Raw genomic sequence first — 20,670 nt, forward strand, 5'->3', positions numbered from 1 at the left:
GCGCACCGGGCCGTCTCGACCCGCATCGCCGCCGAACCCGAGAAAGTGCCTCATGGATCTCGTTCTCAACGGTCTCGTCTGGCTCGCGCTGATCGGTGCGACCGCCTGGCTCCTGTCCTTCTGGCCGCGCTGGGTGGCCGACGAACTCAGCGTGCCGGCGCGCCAGATGCTCCTGCGGCCGTGGATGCGGGGCCTTGCTCCCTACCGGAGCCGCTGGCCCTTCGTGTCGCTCGCCTTCTACGCGCATTTGTGGCGCCGCAGCCGCATCCTGGAATTCGTCCTTGCTGTGATCTTCTTCTTCTCGGCCTTCCGCATCGCCAGTGCCATCTTCAAGACGGCAAGCGCCGTCATGCGGACCGGCAGCTGAGCGGCTGAGCGGCGGAGTGGACGGGGGCCCCTGCCTCGGTCAGAACAGGCGGAAACGGTTTCAGAAGAAACCATTCGGGAGGCCCGCCATGCTGATTGCCGCACCGGACGCTTTGCCGCTTCGCTTCGCCTATCGGCGCCATCCGGATCAGTCCGCCGCAATACCCGCGCGCCATCCCGTCGTCATCGTCGGCGCCGGACCCGTTGGCCTGTCGCTGGCCATCGATCTCGCTCTCGCCGGCAGGGCCAGCGTCGTCCTCGATGATGCCGACCGCATCGGCGAGGGCAGCCGTGCCATCTGCTTTGCCAAGCGGACGCTGGAGATCTTCGACCGGCTGGGGATCGGTGAGGCGCTGGTTGCCAAGGGCGTGACGTGGCAGCGCGGCCGCGTCTTCCTGGGCGAGCGCGAACTCTACGATTTCGACCTGCTGCCGGAGACCGGCCATCGCCGTCCTGCCTTCATCAATATCCAGCAATTCCATGTCGAGGCAGCGCTGGTGGCGCGCGCCCTGCAATTCGCCGACCTCATCGACCTGCGCTGGCTGAATCGTGTCGACGCCATCGCCCCGCAGGGCGATGGCGCCATCCTGACCGTCGGGACGCCGGACGGCCCTTACCGCATCGCCGCCGACTGGGTGATCGCCTGCGACGGTTCTCGCTCGCCGATCCGCTCCATGATGGGGCTCGACTTTGCCGGCGAGGTCTTCGACGACCGGTTCCTCATCGCCGATGTGAAGATGACGGCGGACTTTCCGACGGAACGCTGGTTCTGGTTCCAGCCGCCCTTTCATGCGGGACAGTCGGCCCTGCTGCACAAGCAGCCGGACGATGTCTGGCGCATCGACCTGCAACTCGGTCGCGATGCCGATGCCGAGCTGGAGAAGCGGCCGGAAAATGTCATCCCGCGCATTCGCCGCATGCTCGGCCACGATGCCTTCACGCTCGAATGGGTGTCGGTCTACACCTTCCAGTGCCGCCGGCTCGCCCGTTTCATCCATGGCCGGGTGATCTTCGCCGGCGATGCGGCCCACCAGGTGTCGCCCTTCGGAGCCCGGGGTGCCAATTCCGGGATTCAGGACGCCGAGAACCTCGCGTGGAAGCTGGCGCTGGTTCTGCGCGGCGAGGCGGGACCTGGCCTGCTGGCCACCTATGACGCCGAGCGCGGCGCCGCGGCTGACGAGAACATCCTGAACTCGACGCGCGCCACCGATTTCATCGCGCCGCCGTCGCCGGGCGAGCGGACCATCCGCGATGCCGCACTGGCGCTGGCTGCCCGGGCGGCTTTCGCGCGGCGCCTGGTCAATTCCGGTCGACTCTCCACCCCGACGACTTATGCCAGCGCGCTTTCGACACCGGACGAGGATGTCTGGGCCGGCACGGCCCGCCTCGGCGCCCCCGTTCCCGATCTGCCGCTCATGCGTCCCGACGGCCGGCAAACCCACCTCACCGCGCTCGCCGCGGGCCGCTTTACCCTGATCACGATGGGAGGGCCCGGCATTGCGGTTCCCGGCTGTGACCTCCTGACGATCGGACCGGACCTGCACGATGCCGACGGACTCTTCGCCCGGCGCTTCGACGCCACACCGGGTGCGGGCTTCCTGCTGCGCCCCGACGGACATCTGGCGGCACGCTGGCGCAGCCCCGATGCCGCGAAGGTCGAAGATGCGATACGGCGCGCAAAGGGATTCCTTCACAAGGACTTGGCCGATCGCGCTGCATCGGAATCAGCGTCTGAACAGGCTGAATCTCAGCATGAGGGCCGATCCGCAACGCCGCTGGTGACCGACAACCGTTTCGCCGACCCCGATGCCGCCCTGCGCATTCTGGCCGATGCCCACAGGCCCCTTTCGGAGAGCGCCAGCGTCGCCTTCAACGCCCGGCTGGTGCTGATCCTCGCCAACCATGTGGGGGATCAGGCCGTGCTGGCAGAGGCCGTGGCCCTGGCACGCCGGGCCCTCGATCCCGAGGCTTCCTGAGAAGCCGCGACCGCGGCGTTGAGCTCGCGACCAGACATCATCACGTCCGGGCGGCTGATCGCAGGAGAGGTACTGAAGCAGCGGAAGATGGGCGGGCTTCTCATGCCCGCAAGGCTGTCGCCTCGTGTCCGGGACGCAAATCGTTTGTCCTCTGAGAGCGCCCCTCGATGGTCCGCAGCAGGTTTGCGGTCACGGAAGCGGGCCGGCCCAGAAGGTAACCCTGCCCTTCCGTGCAGCCGAGTTCCTCGACGAGCCGCAACTGCGCCTCGGTTTCAATCCCCTCGGCCGTCGTCGTCATCGACAGTTGCTGGGCCAGATTCACGATGGACCGGACGATCGCGCGGCTGTCCTGCTTCTCTGTCGCTTCCCGGATAAAGAGCTTGTCGATCTTGATCTTGTCGAACGGAAAACGGCGGATGTGGTTGAGGGAAGAGAAGCCGACGCCGAAATCGTCGAGCGCGATCCTCACGCCCAGCGCCCGCAGGGCAAAAAGGTTGCGTTCGATGCGGGGGTCCTCGTCGAGAAGGGCGGTTTCGGTGATCTCCAGTTCCAGCCGTCCCGGCGGCATGCCCGAGCGCGCCAATGCCTCGCGCACGGCATCGGCGAGCGTTTCGCTCTTGAGTTGCACGGGAGAGACATTGACAGCGATCCGTGGTTCGTCCGGGAACGCGGCCATGTCGGCGCAGGCACGCCCCAGGCACCAGGCCCCGATGTCGTTGATCAGCCCGTTGCCTTCCGCCAACGGCACGAAGGTCGCCGGCGGGATGCGCCCCCTTTCCGGATGGTTCCAGCGGATCAGCGCCTCATGGCCGGTGACGCGGCCCGAGCCGAGCTCGAAAATGGGCTGGTAGTCGATGTCGAACTCGCCACGCTCCAGCCCACGTCTGAGGTCTCCCTCAAGACGCAGGCGTTCCTCCAGCTTTTCCGACATCTCGGATCGGAACACGCATACCTGGTTGCGTCCCTGTGCCTTGGCCTCGTAGAGGGCCAGATCGGCTTGCTTCAGAAGCAGGTCGGGATCGGCATCGTGAACCTCCGCGATGGCGATGCCAACGCTGGCACCGACAGAAATCCGATGTCCTTCGACAGAGAACTCCTCGCGGATGACCCTGATGAAGCGGGCCCCCAGGGTTTCCGCCACCTGCAACGCCGAAGGCGCGGTCAGGACAACCGCAAATTCGTCCCCGCCAAGGCGCGCGATAGCATCGCCTCGCCTGAGGCAGTTCTTGAGCCGCGCGGCTACCGCAACCAGCAGGGCATCCCCGACCGGGTGTCCGAGAGTGTCATTGACCTCCTTGAAGCGGTCGAGGTCCAGATAGAGCAGCGCCACACCCACTCCGGGCGGGCGCTCGGCCAGGAGGGCCGCTTCGAGTTCGCGTCTGAAGACGGTCCTGTTTTGCAGCGTCGTGAGGGGATCATGGTGCGCAAGATGCCGTATCCGCTTTTCTGCACGTTGCCGGTCTGTGACATCCTCGTAGGTTGCGACAAAGCCACCGGCAGGCATCGGCCGCTGCATGACCGTAAGGGCACGGTCCATTTCGCCTTCGATCACCTGGTCGCTGACACCATGAGCCCGCGCTACGGTCAATTGCCAGGCGACGATGGAATCCGCCGTGACTGCGAACGGTCCTTTTGTGGCCTTCACGAGAACAAAGACGTCGTGGAGAGTCATGGTCTCCAGATCAAGCGCATGGTCGATGTCGAACAGTTCGCGGAAGCGGCCATTCGCGACGATGATGCGGCCACCTTCATCAACCATCAGCAGACCTTGCGTCATGTTGTTGAGGGCGGCGTCGAACAGCTTCGTCCGTGTCTCCCGTTCGGCAAGCATGATGCCGATCCTCCGGTTCGCGTCGGCAAGGTCGTTGAGAGCTTTCTTGAAAGCCGTAATGTCGGTCCTGATGCCGACATATCCGCCGCTCGCGGTCTTGCGTTCGGTGATCCGCAGCCAGCGGCCGTCCGGCAGCAGGCGCTCGAACGAGCCTCTGGCGGATCGACGCCAGGCAATCACTTCGTCTACGAAACGCTCGGTGTCGTCGCCGGCCTGCGGGTACTGGCCCGCGCGTGCGCCGCCGCGCATGACGTCGGCGAAAAGCGCACCCGGGAAGATGAAGGGAGAGCTCAAGCGATATAGGTCGCGATAGGTCGCATTGCAGGTTACGAGGCGATCCTGATCGTCCCACATCACGAAGCCGTCCGACATGGCGTCGACCGCGTCTTCAAGCATGGCCCTGGCCCGCCGGCTCTCAGAGCCAAGACGTAACTCTCGGTGCATGCCGAAGGATACCAGGCCGGCAAGCAGCAAGAGGACGAGACACCCGCTGAAAACAATCCAGACAAGATGGGTGCGATCGCGCTTCCAGTCGGCCAGCGCAGCGTCGCGGTCGAGAGACACCCGGACCAAAAGATCGGAGTAGAGCGTGGTTTTCACTGCGGTGATCGGCGCGGGATCAGGGCCCGCCATGGAGCTATCAGCCTCGCGCGCAGAGCGATCGAGACCGAGCACTTCGGCAGAATTCTTTCCAATGACATCGTCGCGCTGTGGAAGTTGGGCGAGAACGGTTCCGTCGCCGCGCTCGAGCTTCACCACCAGCCCGGCGCGGTCTGCGAAGGTTGACAGGGGCGTCGTGATCAGGGCTGTCGGAACTTCGGCCGCGACATAGGCTTCGGGGAGGCCTGCCACTTTGGAGCGCCGAACCACATAGACGACCCAGTCGCCGGTTGCGGGATTGAACTGCGGGCCGACAAGGGCTCCAGCGCCAGCGCCGGCTGCGGACAGCCGCAGGACCGCCTCCGGGTTAGCCAGGAAGAGCCGGTTCGTCGGCAGGCGACGGGCAGCTGCGCGAATCCGTCCATGCTGCTCGATCAGGAACAGGTCACGAAAGGCGAAGGCCTGGAAACTGAAGAACCGCAAGCTGCGTTTGGCCCCCCTTTCGTCAAATTCCGCCGCCCCGACATCGGCAGGGCTGTTGAGCAACATCTGGACGGAGGCCAGCGCGCCGTCGACCTGGAGCAATTGGCGATTGACCACGGCCTCGGCTGTGGCGGCAAGTTGCTCGACTGCGCGATCGGCGCTTTGCAGCGAGCGTGTCCGCTGCTGTTCGGAGAAGGCTACTGCGCCCCATACGGCCGCGCAGATGAGAGTGGCCGCCCCGACAACGGGAATGACCGCCACCGAGCGCCACCAAGGAGTGTGCCCACCTTTGCCGACGGAGCGCTCCACCTCGGTCATGGTTGTATCACCGGCTCACGGGCTGGACGGCAGGGCTTCCCGCCCCCTCGGTGATGGGTCGCTTGCCAAGGAAAATGCCGTGGACCGGGGCCAGCGTCCGGTCCCAGACATCGGCACAATCCGGGCCGCAACGCTCGATCCAGCGCGGCAGCACCGCCTCCTTCACGATCCGCTGGCGAACCGCGTCATCCTCGGGCGTGACGGGAACGATGGTCAGCCGGGCGGCGCGCCCCGACGGACAATCCATTCGGCCGGCATTGCATGCAATGCCGTTGTCCGTGTCTTGATTGGCAGCCGCCCAGATTCGTTCCTCCAGCCCTGCGATGCCCCGGCGCATCACGTCCTGCAAGTCCGGCGGTATCGAGCCCCAGGCTGCTGAATTCGCCCCGAAAAACGACAGCCCCCAACTGATCGCCATGGCATGCATGTGGGTGGTGACTTCCGACAGCCCGATTTCATTGCCGCTGAGCGTCCCCGTCACGGCGCAATCGACCATGCCGCGGGAGATGGACCCCACCATCTCGTGAAAGGGAACGATCACGGGGGTCGCACCGAGACGTTCGAACATTTCCGATTGGCTGACCGACGAGGTGCGCACACGCCGGCCGGCGAGGTCAGCGAGGCCGGCAAAGGGCCTCCGGCAATAGATGACCTGCGCCGGATAGGTGTATATCCCCAGCAATTCCACATCGTAGCGCTCGTGCAGTATGCGCGCGAGATGGGGCCGGTAGGCGTCGACAGTGCGTTTGAGCGTGGCAAGGTCCGGGTTGAGCCCTGGCAGGTCCACCGCATTGAGTTCCGGCTCGTCCCCCGAAACAAGGGATAGCAAGGCGGTGCCGAACGGCACCACGCCGAGGCGTATGAGCTGGAGCATGTCCTGGCCGCGCAGACCGCTGCGGTCGAAGGGATGGACGGTTGCCGTCAGCCGCCCGCCCGACAATTGCTCCAGTTCCCGCGTCCAGAACGGGACCTCGAAGCGGACATGCTGGGTGACGCCCGCAAGGCCACCCACGACACGCAGCCGATGCTGCTCCGGCGCGGCCTCAACGGCTACCGGGTTCGCCACCCACGCCGCTGCTGCCAGCAGCGCAGCCGCGCTTGCAAGCCGGGCGGCAACGGCGATCCGCCGGACGCCGGCACCGGGGCAGCTCGTGCTGAACAGGTTGGTCATCGGCGAGAATCCCCGGGGGAGAGTGTCAGATGGATCTGAGCAAAAACACATTAACTTTCTGTGGACTGCAAGCCGCGCTCAGTCGCCGCTCCTTATTCGCCTCCTATGCACGACCCTGTGCAGGGGGAGGATGTGTAAGGCCGCCCTGTCATCGCCGGCCGGGGTTGCGCAGCCAGGGTGGCCTCGTTTCCAGGTGGCAGGGTGTCGCTGGCTGGTTCAGGCGCGGTTCTTGAAGTGCCAGCTTTTGCTGCCTGGTTCGACGATGTCGTGTAGACGGACCAGGCTGTCGAGCGCGGCCGTCGTGATCGTGGCGTCGCGGGAGATCCGGAGCCAATCGGCGCAGGCCAGTGACGCGGTGATCACGATTCAAGTGTGTGCGCGGAGCTTGCTGATGCGATGGATCGGCACGGCGCGCCCGACTGGCTAGCCGATCGACGGGCGACCCGACATCGATGCCGCCGCAGCCAGCCACGGGCGGTCGACGAGGCTGCCGTGGGCCGGCCTGTCCTCGCGCGCGAGCTTCAGCGGATGCACGTCGAGCAGCGGCAGGGCGGGGCCGGAATAATTCTCGCTGATGAGGACGCCCGAGCGTGCGCCGCGTACCAGCACCGCGTCGGACGGCGCCACCGAGACGAATCCCTCGCCAGGGCCGCGCTCGCGGCCCGTGAGCCGCGTTTCCTCGAAGGCGACGACCGAACCGTTATCGGCCAGGACGAGATAGACGAGCGGCATCGTCTCGGCCTCCTGGAAGCCGATCGCCTCCACGAAGCGCCAGCTCTCCTCCTGCACGTCACCCTCGGCAATGTCGGCGAGGAGGGCCCGCCGCAGCGCGGTCGTCCGGCCACGGCGCGCGACGACCCGCAGAGCACTCATGCCGCCCCAGCCACCGAGCCAGAAGAGCGCCGCGAGCAGCCAGGTCTGGTCGGTGCCGAAGGACATGCCGGTGACGAATTGCAGGCCCCAGGCCGCGAGTAGCGCCACCGGGCCGATGAACAGGAGCGAGATGAGCCCGAGCCCGAACCCCGAACCCACTTCGGCAAGGTCGGACTGGGGATCGTGGCGCAAGCCGTCCAGCACCCCCCGCAGCACGTTCTTCTCCGAACGGTCCGCAGGCCGGCGGTAGGACAACGACAGGGGTCGCTCGCGTGTCTCGACCATGGTGCCGTTACTCCGCCGCCTCCTTTGGCGGCTTGACGAAGGTGGCGGCGCGTTCGGCGGACGAATCCGAGACCGCTTCCTGGGACCGGGCGGGCGTGCCGCGATCGAGGCCTGCGATCTTTTCCTCGGCCTCGGCCGCTTCGCGCTGACGGTTCCACAATCCGGCATAGAGGCCGCCCTTGGCAAGCAGTTCTCCATGCGTGCCGCGCTCGGCCACCCTGCCGTCGTCGAGAACGATGATCTCGTCGGCATTGACCACGGTCGAAAGCCGGTGGGCGATGACGATGGCGGTGCGGTCGCGGGCGATGCGGTCGAGGGCTTCCTGGATCTCCCGTTCGGTATGACTGTCGAGCGCCGATGTCGCTTCGTCCAGGACCAGGATGGGCGGCGATTTGAGGATGGCGCGGGCGATGGCGACCCGCTGCTTCTCGCCGCCCGAGAGCTTCAGGCCGCGTTCGCCGACCTCGGTCGCATAGCCGTCCGGGCTGCGCGCGATGAAATCGTGGATCTGGGCGAGGCCCGCCGCTTCCTCCACCTCGGCGTCGGTTGCCTCCCAGCGGCCATAGCGGATATTGTAGCGGATCGTGTCGTTGAACAGCACCGTGTCCTGCGGAACCATACCGATGGCCTGGCGCAGCGAGGCCTGCGTCACCTCGCGGATGTCCTGGCCGTCGACGGTGATGCGCCCACCGCTGATGTCGTAGAAGCGGAACAGCAGGCGCGAGATGGTCGACTTGCCGGCCCCTGACGGACCGACGATAGCAATGGATTTGCCCGCCGGCACCTCGAAGGACACGCCCTTGAGGATGGGTCGCGCCGGATCATAGGCGAAGGTCACGTCCTCGAAGCGGATCGTGCCGCCGTCAACCTTCAGGTCCGGCGCGCCCGGACGGTCGATGATCTCCGGATTGCGGCCGAGGATGGCGAACATCGCCTCGATGTCGGTCACCGCCTGCTTGATCTCGCGATAGACCATGCCCATGAAATTCAGCGGCTGATAGAGCTGAATCATCATGGCGTTGATCATGACGAAGTCGCCGACCGTGTTCCGCCCGCGGGTGATGTCGATCGCGCAGAGCACCATGGCCACCGTCATGCCGGCGGTGAAGATTGCCGCCTGTCCTGCATTCAGCACGGCGAGCGAGGTCAGCGCCTTGGTCGAGGCGGTTTCATATTGCGCCATGGAGACGTCGTAGCGGGCCTTTTCGCGTGCCTCGGCCGAGAAATACTTGACCGTCTCGAAATTCAGCAGCGAGTCGATGGCCTTGACGTTGGCGTTGGTATCGCTCTCGTTCATGTCGCGGCGGATGGCGATGCGCCATTCCGTGGCGTAGTAGGTGAAGGCCAGATAGGCCGCGACGGTCACCAGGATGACCACCACATAGCGCCAGTCGAACATCCACAGGAGGATCCCGACGATCATCGCCAGCTCCAGGATGGTCGGCATCAGTTGCAGGATGATCATCCTGACGATGGTCTCGATCGCGTTTCGGCCGCGCTCGAGCACGCGCGTGAGCCCGCCGGTCTTGCGCTCCAGGTGAAAGCGCAGCGAGAGCTTGTGCATGTGCTCGAAGGTCAGCAGCGCGAGGCGTCGCACCGCATGCATGGATACCTTGGCGAACAGGCCGTCGCGCATCTGCGTGACCACGGCCATCAGGATGCGCGAGATGCCGTAGGCCAGGGTGAAGGCGAGCGGAGCGGCAAGCACGGCCGCCCACCAGCCGGCATCGGCCGCCTGTGGTGCGGCGAGGGCGTCGGTGGCCCATTTGAAGGTGAAGGGCACCACCATGGTCACCACCTTGGCGATGACCAGAAGGGCCATGGCCCAGGCGACGCGTGTCTTCAGGTCGGCCCGTTCATGCGGCCAGATGAAAGGCCACAGATGCAGGATCGTGCGGGTCAGCGCGCCGCCCTCGGCGGAGACGGGCCTTGGCCCGGCCGCGGGCGCGTGCGGCGCGTGGGGAGAAGTCACGATGATCTTGTCCTAGGGGAGAGGGCATTCTCCCTGGAATCGATATAATCGCCTTTCCGTTCCGGTGAAGCCCCGGCGCCGTGCGAATGCGCATGGCTGACCTCGGCCCGCGCGCCCTGCTATGGTCTCGTCCGCGACTCGCGGTCTGCGCCCCCGCAGCCGAAATCCCGCTCACGAGGCCACCATGGCGACGATCAAGTCCATCTGTGTCTATTGCGGTTCCGGTTCCGGCCATGACGTCGTCCACGAGAAGGCGGCGCGCGAACTTGGCGCCGCGATGGCCAAGGCCGGCATTCGCCTGGTCTATGGCGGCGGCGGCATCGGCCTGATGGGCACGCTGGCGAAATCCGTGGTCGACGGCGGCGGCAATGTACTCGGCATCATCCCCGATTTCCTCAAGCGCAAGGAAATGCCCCTCGACGCCGTCATCGACCTGGTCACCGTACCCGACATGCACAGCCGCAAGATGCGGATGTTCACCGAGGCCGACGCCTTCGTGGCGCTGCCCGGCGGCATCGGCACCCTCGAGGAACTGATCGAGCAACTGACCTGGGCGCAGCTCGGCCGCCACGCCAAGCCGGTCATCATCGCCAATGTCGGCGGCTTCTGGGATCCTCTGCGCGTCCTCCTCGACCATATGAAGGCAGAGGGCTTCATCCGGCCCGGCCTCGCGGTCAAGTACACGATTATCGACGAGATACGGGACATCATCCCGACGATCCGCGACCAGGTGGCGGACCTGCCGCAGGAAGCGCTGGCGGCCGAGCACGACACGGTGGTCATCGAGAAGATGTGAGGCGTTGAGGTCGATACCATTTTTTGGTATCGTTAGTTTATGCCCAAGAACACCTCGGTCAGCCTCGGCGATCACTTCACCAGCTTCATCGACCAGCGGGTGGCTGAGGGGCGCTATGGCTCGGCCAGCGAGGTCATCCGGGCGGGACTTCGGCTGCTTGAGGATCATGAGGCGAAGCTTGCCGCGCTGCGTGCGGCGGTGGCCGAAGGCGAGGCCAGCGGAGAGGCGCGCGCGTTCGACTTCGAGACGTTTCTCGCTGGCAAGCTGGCCGGATACGGATGAAGCTGGCGCTCAACCCGGCGGCTGAGCAGGATCTGTCCGACATCTTCGACTATTCGGCCGATACCTGGGGCACCGACCGAGCGGTGGTCTATCTGCGGATGCTTCAGGCGGCCATCGAGCGGCTTCTGCGCTTCCCCGAAATGGGGCGGTCAGCCGAGGCGGTTGCGCCGGGGCTGCGGATCCTGTCGGCGGGGTCGCATATCGTGATTTACCGCCTGCTGCCGGAGACGGTCGTGGTGATCCGCATCCTGCATCAGCGCATGGACATCGACGGAAGCATCTAGGGCTCTCACACCCCCACCCCCTCCTTCACCAGCTTGTAGGTGATGGAATCCGTCAGGGCCTGGAAGCTGGCGTCGATGATGTTGGCCGAGACCCCCACCGTGGTCCAGGTGTCGCCGCTGCCGTCGCGGCTCTCGATGAGCACGCGCGTCACGGCCCCTGTGCCGCCGTTGAGGATGCGGACGCGGAAGTCGACCAGCTCCAGGTCCTCGATGAAGCGCTGGTAGCGGCCGAGATCCTTGCGCAGCGCCGCGTCCAGCGCATTGACCGGGCCGTTGCCCTCGGCTGCCGAGATCATCACCTCGTCGCCCACCTTCACCTTCACGGTCGCCTCCGAGAAGGTGACGAGGTCGCCGACGGCGTTGTAGCGCCGTTCGACATTCACCTTGAAGCGCTCCACCGTGAAGAAGGCCGGCACCTCGCCCATGACGCGCTTGGCGAGCAGGAAGAAGGAGGCATCCGCCCCCTCATAGGCATAGCCGAGGCTCTCGCGCTCCTTGACCTCGTCGAGGATGCGCGCGACGCGCGGATCGTCCTTGGCCACGGTCAGCCCGACGCGCTCGAGCTCGGCCAGCACGTTGGACTTGCCGGCCTGTTCCGACACGAGGACCTGCCGGCGGTTGCCCACCGTTTCCGGCGGCACGTGCTCATAGGTCTCCGGCTCCTTCAGCACCGCCGAGGCGTGGATGCCGGCTTTCGTGGCGAAGGCCGAGGCGCCCACATAAGGCGCATGGCGGTTCGGCGGCCGGTTGATGAGCTCGTCCAGCTGGCGCGAGACCTTGGTGAGTTGGGTGAGCTTCTCCCGGCTGACGCCGATGGCGAAGCGGTCGGCATAGGCCGGCTTCAGTAGCAGGGTCGGAATGAGCGAGGTGAGGTTGGCATTGCCGCAACGCTCGCCGAGGCCGTTTAATGTTCCCTGGATCTGCCGGCAGCCGGCGCGCACCGCCGCCAGCGTGTTCGCCACCGCCTGTTCGGTGTCGTTGTGGGCATGGATTCCGAGATGGCCACCCGGCACCACAGCCGCCACCTCCTGCACGATCGCCTCGACCTCCTCCGGCAGGGTGCCGCCATTGGTGTCGCAGAGCACCACCCAGCGCGCGCCCGAGGCATAGGCATCGCGGGCGCAGGCCAAAGCATAGTCGGGATTGGCCTTGTAGCCGTCGAAAAAGTGCTCGCAATCGACCAGCACCTCGAAGCCGCGGGCGTTCGCGGCGGCAACGGAATCCCGGATGCCCTCGAGGTTCTCCTCCAGCGTACAGCCGAGCGCGACATGGACGTGATAGTCCCAGGCCTTGGCGACGAAACAGATGGCCTTGGCCTTGGCGTCGAGCAGCGCCGCGACGCCGGGATCGTTGGCTGCCGAGCGGCCGGCCCGCTTGGTCATGCCAAAGGCGGTGAACGTCGCCTTCAGCCGCCGATCCTCGCCGAACAGGGCGGTGTCAGTGGCATTCGCGCCGGGATAGCCGCCCTCGACGTAGTCGATGCCGAGATCGTCGAGGATCGCGGCGATCTTCAGCTTGTCGTCGAGCGTGAAGTCGACGCCAGTGGTCTGCGCGCCGTCGCGCAGCGTCGTGTCGAAGAGATAGAGGCGTTCGGTCGAGGCGGTCATGTCACTGTCTCTAGATCAGGCCCTTCCACCGCAGGACGCCGAGCGTCAGCGCGATGAGAACCAGGAATTTCAAGGCCACCCAGAAGGTGATGCGTTTCAGCGCCCGGGCTGTGTCGTCATTGGCGTTGGGCCGGTCGTCGCTCACGGCGGCCAGTGGTCGGTATCGTGATCGGGGTGCTGGTGGGAGACGATGCCGGCACAATGCGCGGCAAAGGCCGCGTCCCCCGCGACCGTTACGGTCGGCAGCGCATGCAGGCTGTCGAAGGACGGCAGCTGCATGTCGCTTGCAAGCTGGATCACCGGGATCAGCTCCTTCGGATGGTCGAAGGCGCCGATGGCGAGGTCAACCGCACCGCCCGCCGGCTCGAAGGTCAGCGGCGTGCCACAATCGCGGCAGAAGCCGCGCCGAACCTTGTTGGAACTCTGGAAATAGGCCGGTGCGCCGCGTGTCCAGACAACGCCGCGCCCGGTCACCAGCGGCCCGAAATAGCCGCCGAAGGCCTTCTGGCACATGCGGCAATGGCAGATCGAGGCGCGCCCTAGGCTCTCGCAGGAAAAGCGCACGGCGCCGCACTGGCAGCCGCCGGTGAAGGGTGTGGTCATGGCGACAGGCTCCTCTGGCAAACCTGCAGGAATGAAGTTCGTCCTTCGAGGCTCGCTGCCGCTAGCTCCGCAGGATGAGGAGGGCGGTGTGTGGCACGCGACGCAAGGCAACGTCGGCGCCGCGCCGGGTCTCTATTCGGGCCACCGTTGTGCAGGTCACACACGCCCCTCATCCTGAGGCGCGAGGCGACAGCCGAGCCTCGAAGGACGCACTTCGCCGGTGCAGCCATCTCGCTCGCGGCGATCATCGCATCACCTCCCAGGTCGTCACCGGCTCGCCGGTGGCCGGGTCCTTCCCGTCCTTGAGCTGGATGCCCATGTCGGCGAGCTCGTCGCGGATGCGATCGCTCTCGGCGAAGTTCTTCGCCTTGCGGGCGGCGAGGCGCGCGGCGATGAGGTCTTCCACCGATGCCTGATTGGAAACGTCAAATGATCGAGGTCCCGCGAGGCCGAGAAAATAGAGATAGTAGGCAACAAATTTTGCCCGGACGGTCTTGCTAGCGCTGGTCCGAGCCGATCGCCAGTCACCTACGGTACCGTCAATCAGCGACATAGTGATGGGTGTATTGAGATCATCTGAGAGAGCCTCGGTTAGGACGTCCTTTTCCCCCGGTAGGCTCTTCAGCCATAACGGAAGCGTTGACCAGAAATCCTCGGTTTTCGCCTCGGCGCCGAATGTCTCCGAAACAACGGACAGCCAGCGCTGAAGACGGATGCTTGATTCCTCAAGGCTACGGACTGTCCAGTCGATAGGCTGCCGATAGTGGGTCTTCAGCATTGTCAGACGAAGCACGTCGCCAGCCCAACTGCGCCCGCCAAACTTGTCGGTCTCCAGCAATTCCTGGATCGTCACAAAATTCCCCAGGCTCTTGGACATCTTCTCGCCCTCGACCTGCAGGAAGCCGTTGTGCATCCAGACATTGGCCATCACCCCGTGCCCGAAGGCGCAGGTGGACTGCGCCACCTCGTTCTCGTGGTGGGGGAAGACGAGGTCGATGCCGCCGCCATGGATGTCAAAGGTCTCGCCGAGGTGCTTCCAGCTCATGGCCGAGCACTCGATATGCCAGCCGGGACGGCCGGGCTGCGCGATACCGCAGGGGCTCTCCCAGCCCGGCTCGTGCGCCTCGCGCGAGGGCTTCCACAGCACGAAGTCCATTTCCGAGCGCTTGTAGGGCGCCACATCCACGCGCGCGCCGGCGATCATGTCGTCCAGCGGCCGCTTCGACAGCCCGCCGTAGTTCGGCATGGAGGGCACCGAGAACAGCACATGATCTTCGGCGACATAGGCGTGGCCGGCCGCCACCAGCTTCTCGCAGAGCGCCTTCATCTCCGCGATATGCTCGGTCGCCCGCGGCTCGACGGTCGGCCGCAGGTTGCCCAGCGCGTCGATCGCGGCGTGGAAGCGGGCGGCCGTGCCCTCGGTCAGTTCGCGGATCGTGATGCCGCGCTCGTGGGCACGCTTGTTGATCTTGTCGTCGAGGTCGGTGATGTTGCGGGCATAGGTTACCGCACCCTCGCCATAGACATGGCGGAGCAGGCGGAACAGCAGGTCGAAGACGATCACCGGCCGCGCATTGCCGATATGGGCGTCGTCATAGACCGTGGGGCCGCAGACATACATGCGGACGTTCGTCCGATCGATCGGGACGAACTCGTCCTTCGACCGCGTCAGCGTGTTGTAGAGCCTGATCGCCATAGCCGTCTCCGCACGACGGCGTCCGCCGCTGGCCGTGTCAGTGATCTTTTGCGCTTGGGGATGATGGCAAAAAACGGCGACCGGCCAGCGAAGACGCTCAGCCGCAAATAATCCCGATGAGGATGATCGAACCGTTCATGCGGCAGAGATAGCGCAGAAGCGCGCGCCGACGTCAAGCACCGCACTGCGTCCGGTCTAACTGATGAAGTCGCCACAGCGGACCACCTCGGTCTGCTGGCCCCAGGGCATGATCGGCACGGTGGAGGTCGAGTTCTGCGGCGAGCCGTCGATCAGCTTGTCCGAATAGATCATGTAGACCAGCACGTTGCGGCGGGCGTCGCAGCCGCGCACGATCTGCACGCGCTTGAAGAAGAAGGACCGGCCCTCGCGGAACACCACGTCGCCCTGGCTGGAGCGGCCGGTGATGCGGATCGGGCCGATCTGCCGGCAGGCGAGGGAGGCCTCGGAGAATTCCTCGGCGAGGCCGAAGGCGCCGGCCCACCCGCCCTTTTCCGGCACGGTGAAATGACAGGCGACGCCCTCCACCTGCGGGTCGTCGATGCCGTAGGTGGCAAGCTTGTCGTTGGGGGAGAGCAGGCGGAACACCGTCGAGCGGCGGAAGATCAGATCCGGTGACTGGGCGAAGGCCGGCAGGACGGGAAGGACCAGGGGCAGGGCCACGATGGCGACGAGGGTTGCGGCGAGGATGCGGCGCATGTGTCGGCTCCGGTGAGGCGGTCATAGGGAGCCTGCCGCCATGGTTTGGCATGCCGATGGCGTTGACTGCCAGCGCCAGGCAACGCCGGGGCGTTGTATCGGTTCCCTATCTGCCTGCACCTCGCGACAGTTTGACGGAGACATCCCATGGAAGCCAACGCATTGCACCGCGGCCGCCTCATCGACCACGTCCAGCTGGTCGTCGCCGATCTCGCCGCCTCCCGCCGCTTCTACGGCGCTGTCTTCGGCGTGCTCGACATTCCGATTGGCGGCGAGGAAGCCAGTTATTTCTGGGCCGACGAACTCTTCATCTCCTCCCGTGACAGTCCGGCGGCGCAGGGGATGCTGACCGGCCGCCACCACCTCGCCTTCCAGGCGAAGGACCGCGCCATGGTCGAGGCCTTCCATCGGGCGGGCCTTGCCGCCGGCGGGCGCGACAATGGCCCGCCGGGCCTGCGCACCTATCACCCCGGCTACTACGCCGCCTTCCTCATCGACCCGGACGGCAACAACATCGAGGCGGTGTTCCACGGCGAGCACCAGCGCAGCGTCGGTTGTGGTGACATTCTGACACGCGCTTCCCGCTGACCACAGCCGTCCGGCCGTTCCCCGCTTGTTCGCACCTTCCGCCCCGCTTATCGAGGGTTCATGTCCCTCATTCCGATTCGCGAGGCCTGACCCATGGGCGAGCGCATAAATCCGCCGTCAGGCTCCGACGACGGTATCGAAACGATCAACCTGCGCGATGCGCTGGAGGAGCGCTATCTCGCCTATGCCCTCTCCACCATCATGGGCCGGGCGCTGCCCGACGCCCGCGACGGGCTGAAGCCGGTTCACCGCCGCATCCTCCACGCCATGCGGCTTCTGAAGCTCGACCCCGGCACGGCCTTCAAGAAATGCGCCCGCATCGTCGGCGACGTCATCGGCAAGTTCCACCCGCACGGCGACCAGTCGGTCTATGACGCGCTGGTGCGCCTCGCCCAGGACTTCTCGCAGCGCTACCCGCTCGTCGACGGCCAGGGCAATTTCGGCAATATCGACGGCGACAACGCCGCCGCCTACCGCTACACCGAGGCGCGCATGACCGAGGTCGCGCGCCTCCTCCTCGACGGTATCGACGAGGACGCGGTCGACTTCCGCAAGACCTACAACGAGGAGGACGAGGAGCCCGTCGTCCTCCCCGGCGCCTTCCCCAATCTCCTCGCCAACGGCAGCCAGGGCATCGCGGTGGGCATGGCGACCTCCATCCCGCCGCACAATGCCGCCGAGATCTGCGATGCGGCGCTGCACATCATCGCCCATCCCGACTGCACGACGCGCGACCTCATCGCCCATGTGCCGGGCCCCGATTTCCCCACCGGCGGCATCATCATCGAGGGCCGCGCCGCCATCGAGGACGCCTATGAGACCGGCCGCGGTGCCTTCCGCACGCGCGCCCGCTGGCACCAGGAGGATACCGGCCGCGGCACCTATCTCGTCGTCGTCACCGAGATCCCCTTCGGCGTCACCAAGGGCCGCCTGATCGAGAAGATCGCCGAACTCATCAACGAGCGGAAACTGCCCCTCGTTGCCGACATGCGCGACGAGAGCGCCGAGGACATCCGCCTCGTCTTCGAGCCGAAATCGCGCAATGTCGACGCCGGCATCCTCATGGAGAGCCTGTTCAAGCTGACCGAGCTGGAAAGCCGCATCCCGCTCAACATGAACGTCCTGATGAAGGGCAAGGTGCCGAAGGTCGTCGGCCTCAAGGAGGTGCTGCGCGAATGGCTCGACCACCGCCGCGAGGTGCTGATCCGCCGCTCGCAGCACCGCCTCGCCGCCATCGACAAGCGCCTCGAGGTGCTGGCCGGCCTCCTGATCGCCTATCTCAACATCGACGAGGTCATCCACATCATCCGCACGGCGGATGAGCCGAAGAAGGCCCTGGTCGCCCGCTTCGACCTCACCGAGGTGCAGGTCGAAGCCATCCTCAACATGCGCCTGCGCTCGCTGGCCAAGCTCGAGGAGATCGAGCTGCGCAACGAGCATGCGGAGCTGACGAAGGAGAAGGAAGGCATCGAGAAGCTGCTCGCCTCCGAGGCGCTGCAGTGGAAGACGGTCTCCTGGGAGATCGGCAATGTCAGGAAGCAGTTCTCCAAGGAAACGCCGCTCGGCAAGCGCCGCACCACCTTCGGCGAAGCGGGCGAGGTCGATGTCGACGCCTTCGCCGAAGCCCTGGTCGAGCGCGAGCCGATCACCGTCGTCGTCTCCGAGAAGGGCTGGATCCGCGCCCTCAAAGGCCATGTCCAGGATCTCGCGACCCTCACCTTCAAGACCGACGACCGGCTGAAGCTCTCCTTCTTCGCCGAGACGACGTCGAAGCTCCTGGTCTTCGCCACCAACGGCAAGGTCTTCACGCTGGAGGGGTCAAAGCTCCCCGGCGGCCGTGGCGCCGGCGAGCCGATGCGGCTGATGTTCGACCTCGAACAGGAGCACGACATCGTCGAGGTCGTGCCCTATCGCGGCGGCCGCAAGGTCCTGCTCGCCTCCCGCGATGGCCGCGGCTTCGTCGTCGCCGAGGACGAGCTGGTCGCCAACACCCGCAAGGGCAAGGGCGTCATGGGCGTCGACACGCCGGACGAACTCGCCGCCGTGCGCTTCGTCGAGGGCGACCACGTCGCCATCGTCGGGCTCAACCGCAAGCTCCTCGTCTTCCCGCTCAGCCAGGTGCCGGAAATGGCCCGTGGCAAGGGCGTCCGCCTGCAGAAATACAAGGAGGGCGGCATGGTCGACCTGAAGACCTTCACCCTCGCCGAAGGCCTGACCTGGAAGGATTCCTCCGACCGCACCTGGACCGTGGCGCAGGCCGACCTCTTCGAATGGATCGGCAACCGCGCCGAGGCCGGCAAGCTGCCGCCCAAGGGCTTCCCAAAGACCAACAGGTTCGGGTGAGGTCTCAGTCCGCCAGGGCGATCTGCGCCGCCTTGACCACGGCGCGGAAACTCTCGATCTGTGCGGCGAGGTAGCGACCGGTCTGCTCGGATGAGGCATCCGCGATGGCCGTCGTGCCGGCCGCGGCGAGCCGCGCCCGCAGCGCCTCGGTGGCGAGAGCCTCCCGCGCTGCCCGTCCGATCAGGGCGACCCGCTCCGGCGGGGTCGCCCTGGGTGCCAGCAGCATGTTCCAGGTCGCAAGTTCGACGCCGGGCAGGCCCGCTTCCGCAAAGGTCGGCACGCCCGGCAGCACCGTCTGGCGCGCCGGGGAGCCGACGGCGAGCGCCAGCACCCGCTTGCCCTCGATCAGCGAGGCCGCCGAGGCGAGGCTTTCGATGGTGAAGGCCACCTCGCCGGTGAGCACCGCCTGCATGGCCGGACCACCGCCCCGATAGGGAACGTGGACGACGTCGGAAAGTTCGGCCTTCAGCTTGAACAGCTCACCGGCCAGGTGGGTGATCGATCCGGCGCCGGCCGAGGCGTAGCTGTGCTTGCCCGGCTCACGGCGCAGCCGTGCGATGAACTCGGCCAGCGTGGTAGCGCCAAAGCCCGGCGCCGTCACCAGCACCAGCGGCGTGGTGCCGATCATGGTCACCGGCGCGAAATCGGCGATGGGATCGAAGCCGAGCCGGCGTGCGACGGCCGGGTTCACGCCATGGGTCGAGGCCGAGGCGACCAGCAGCACGTGGCCGTCCGGTTCGGAGCGGATCACCGCTTCCGAGGCCACGGCACCGTTGGCGCCGGCGCGGTTCTCGACGATGACGGACTGGCCGACCAGCGGGCCAAGTGCCTCGGCGAGAAGCCGCGCCGCCACATCCGTCGAGCCGCCCGGCGCGAAAGGCACGATCAGCCGCAGCGGCCGCTCCGGGAAGGCCGCGGCGACAGAGGCGAAAGGAAGGCTGGCAAGTCCGGCGAGGACGAGGCGACGGGTGGGCATGGCTGAGACCGGGCGAGAGAGATCAGGACTCTCCGGCTAGTCGCCTTGCCTGACACGCATATGACGAGACCGGGGCTGCCCGGGTCAGCCGCCCGCCGTCTCCACCCGCACCCAGCCCTCCGGCTGCAGCCGCTCCTGGGGCAGGAACCGCGCCTTGTAGTCCATCTTCGGCGAGCCCTCGACCCAATAGCCGAGATAGACATAGGGCAGCCCCATGGTCTTGGCCCGGGCGATATGGTCCAGGATCACCAGGGTGCCGAGCGAACGGTCGGCCTGGTCGGGCTCGTAGAACGAATAGACCAGCGACAACCCGTCACCGAGAATGTCGGTCAGCACGCAGGCCACGAGGTCGCCCTTCGACCGCCCGTTGATGGCGGTGTCGGCATCGCGCCTGCGATATTCCACCAGCCGCGTCTTCACGTGGCTGTCCTCCACCATCATCGCATAGTCGAGCACCGTCATGTCGGCCATCCCGCCGGCGCGGTGGCGGGCGTCGAGATAGGCGCGGAAGGTCGAATATTGCTCCGAGGTCGGGATGGCCGGCCGCATCTCGCCGACGAGATCGCTGTTGCGCAGCATGACCTTCCGGAACGACCGGCCGGGGCGGAAATCGGCCACCGGCACGCGCACCGAGATACAGGCCCGGCAGGTCTCGCAGGCCGGCCGGTAGGCGATGGACTGCGAGCGACGGAAACCGCCCTGGGTCAGGATGTCATTGAGCTGCGGCGCCTTGGGCCCGACCAGATGGGTGAACACCTTCCGCTCCGACTGGCCGGGCAGATAGGGGCACGGCGTCGGGGCCGTCAGGTAGAACTGGGGCGTGTCGCGCGGTTGCTGCGTCAAGGGAGCGACGCTCTTTCCAGATTCGTGGCCGGTCCTTCCTACGATAGGCACCGCGGGAGC

Annotated in this window: 19 protein-coding genes; 7 read left to right on the forward strand and 12 right to left on the reverse strand. The window is 66.2% G+C overall.

Annotated elements, in window-relative coordinates; all coding sequences use genetic code 11:
- Positions 1 to 52 precede the first annotated feature (52 nt).
- Both Q0C57_RS02200 and Q0C57_RS02205 read left to right on the forward strand, forming a co-directional pair.
- The gene (locus Q0C57_RS02200) at positions 53 to 367 is read left to right on the forward strand and encodes a hypothetical protein (RefSeq protein WP_296571429.1); all 315 of its coding nucleotides are present in this window, start codon (positions 53 to 55) and stop codon (positions 365 to 367) included.
- Positions 368 to 455: 88 nt separating this feature from the next.
- The gene (locus tag Q0C57_RS02205; RefSeq protein ID WP_366937794.1) at positions 456 to 2,342 is read left to right on the forward strand and encodes an FAD-dependent monooxygenase; all 1,887 of its coding nucleotides are present in this window, start codon (positions 456 to 458) and stop codon (positions 2,340 to 2,342) included.
- A 100-nt stretch (positions 2,343 to 2,442) separates the two neighbouring features.
- Here the strand turns inward: Q0C57_RS02205 and Q0C57_RS02215 are convergent, their stop codons facing one another.
- The 5 genes from Q0C57_RS02215 to Q0C57_RS02235 all read right to left on the reverse strand — a co-directional run bounded on the left by Q0C57_RS02215 (position 2,443) and on the right by Q0C57_RS02235 (position 9,806).
- Positions 2,443 to 5,574, reverse strand: coding sequence for an EAL domain-containing protein (locus Q0C57_RS02215; protein WP_296571432.1), 3,132 nt, complete (start codon positions 5,572 to 5,574; stop codon positions 2,443 to 2,445).
- A gap of 7 nt (positions 5,575 to 5,581) precedes the next feature.
- Complete coding sequence (locus Q0C57_RS02220; RefSeq protein WP_296571435.1) at positions 5,582 to 6,745, reverse strand: TRAP transporter substrate-binding protein; 1,164 nt, start codon at positions 6,743 to 6,745, stop codon at positions 5,582 to 5,584.
- Between the two features lie 216 nt (positions 6,746 to 6,961).
- Positions 6,962 to 7,108, reverse strand: a complete 147-nt coding sequence (locus Q0C57_RS02225; protein ID WP_296571438.1) for a hypothetical protein — start codon at positions 7,106 to 7,108, stop codon at positions 6,962 to 6,964.
- A gap of 60 nt (positions 7,109 to 7,168) precedes the next feature.
- Entirely contained in the window at positions 7,169 to 7,903 is a 735-nt protein-coding gene (locus Q0C57_RS02230; protein ID WP_296571442.1) for a hypothetical protein, read from the reverse strand.
- Between the two features lie 7 nt (positions 7,904 to 7,910).
- Positions 7,911 to 9,806, reverse strand: a complete 1,896-nt coding sequence (locus tag Q0C57_RS02235) for an ABC transporter ATP-binding protein/permease (protein ID WP_296571555.1) — start codon at positions 9,804 to 9,806, stop codon at positions 7,911 to 7,913.
- Positions 9,807 to 10,059: 253 nt separating this feature from the next.
- Between Q0C57_RS02235 and Q0C57_RS02240 the strand changes: the two genes are divergently transcribed.
- The 3 genes from Q0C57_RS02240 to Q0C57_RS02250 are packed head-to-tail and all read left to right on the forward strand — an operon-like array spanning position 10,060 to position 11,237.
- A complete protein-coding gene (locus Q0C57_RS02240) occupies positions 10,060 to 10,671 on the forward strand; it encodes a TIGR00730 family Rossman fold protein (RefSeq protein ID WP_296571445.1) in 612 nt (203 codons plus the stop codon).
- 39 nt (positions 10,672 to 10,710) lie between these two features.
- The gene (locus Q0C57_RS02245; protein ID WP_296571448.1) at positions 10,711 to 10,953 is read left to right on the forward strand and encodes a type II toxin-antitoxin system ParD family antitoxin; all 243 of its coding nucleotides are present in this window, start codon (positions 10,711 to 10,713) and stop codon (positions 10,951 to 10,953) included.
- Complete coding sequence (locus tag Q0C57_RS02250) at positions 10,950 to 11,237, forward strand: type II toxin-antitoxin system RelE/ParE family toxin (protein WP_296571451.1); 288 nt, start codon at positions 10,950 to 10,952, stop codon at positions 11,235 to 11,237. Before Q0C57_RS02245 ends, Q0C57_RS02250 begins: the two co-directional genes overlap by 4 nt.
- A 5-nt stretch (positions 11,238 to 11,242) precedes the next feature.
- Here Q0C57_RS02250 and cimA read toward each other — a convergent pair whose 3' ends face one another.
- From cimA to Q0C57_RS02275, 5 genes are all read right to left on the reverse strand, one after another.
- Positions 11,243 to 12,844, reverse strand: coding sequence for a citramalate synthase (gene cimA, locus Q0C57_RS02255; protein ID WP_296571454.1), 1,602 nt, complete (start codon positions 12,842 to 12,844; stop codon positions 11,243 to 11,245).
- 10 nt (positions 12,845 to 12,854) lie between these two features.
- Positions 12,855 to 12,989 carry a hypothetical protein gene (locus Q0C57_RS02260; protein ID WP_296571457.1) on the reverse strand — a complete coding sequence of 45 codons (135 nt, stop codon included), beginning with the start codon at positions 12,987 to 12,989 and terminating at the stop codon, positions 12,855 to 12,857.
- Positions 12,986 to 13,447, reverse strand: coding sequence for a GFA family protein (locus Q0C57_RS02265; RefSeq protein WP_296571461.1), 462 nt, complete (start codon positions 13,445 to 13,447; stop codon positions 12,986 to 12,988). Before Q0C57_RS02265 ends, Q0C57_RS02260 begins: the two co-directional genes overlap by 4 nt.
- A 244-nt stretch (positions 13,448 to 13,691) precedes the next feature.
- Positions 13,692 to 15,143, reverse strand: coding sequence for a cysteine--tRNA ligase (cysS, locus tag Q0C57_RS02270; RefSeq protein WP_296571463.1), 1,452 nt, complete (start codon positions 15,141 to 15,143; stop codon positions 13,692 to 13,694).
- A 195-nt stretch (positions 15,144 to 15,338) separates the two neighbouring features.
- Positions 15,339 to 15,860: a CreA family protein gene (locus tag Q0C57_RS02275; RefSeq protein ID WP_296571465.1), complete on the reverse strand. Its 522-nt coding sequence runs from the start codon at positions 15,858 to 15,860 to the stop codon at positions 15,339 to 15,341.
- 147 nt (positions 15,861 to 16,007) lie between these two features.
- Between Q0C57_RS02275 and Q0C57_RS02280 the strand changes: the two genes are divergently transcribed.
- The gene (locus Q0C57_RS02280; RefSeq protein WP_296571467.1) at positions 16,008 to 16,448 is read left to right on the forward strand and encodes a VOC family protein; all 441 of its coding nucleotides are present in this window, start codon (positions 16,008 to 16,010) and stop codon (positions 16,446 to 16,448) included.
- Positions 16,449 to 16,541: 93 nt separating this feature from the next.
- Complete coding sequence (gene parC / locus Q0C57_RS02285; protein WP_296571470.1) at positions 16,542 to 18,791, forward strand: DNA topoisomerase IV subunit A; 2,250 nt, start codon at positions 16,542 to 16,544, stop codon at positions 18,789 to 18,791.
- A 4-nt stretch (positions 18,792 to 18,795) separates the two neighbouring features.
- On the opposite strand, the gene Q0C57_RS02290 is transcribed toward parC, so the two are convergent.
- Positions 18,796 to 19,767 (reverse strand): tripartite tricarboxylate transporter substrate-binding protein, encoded by a 972-nt coding sequence (locus Q0C57_RS02290; protein ID WP_296571472.1) that lies wholly within the window; start codon positions 19,765 to 19,767, stop codon positions 18,796 to 18,798.
- An 84-nt stretch (positions 19,768 to 19,851) separates the two neighbouring features.
- Positions 19,852 to 20,610, reverse strand: coding sequence for an arginyltransferase (locus Q0C57_RS02295; protein WP_296571475.1), 759 nt, complete (start codon positions 20,608 to 20,610; stop codon positions 19,852 to 19,854).
- Between the last annotated feature and the right edge of the window lie 60 nt (positions 20,611 to 20,670).

Source organism: Phreatobacter sp. (assembly GCF_022843985.1).
Lineage (GTDB): Bacteria > Pseudomonadota > Alphaproteobacteria > Rhizobiales > Phreatobacteraceae > Phreatobacter.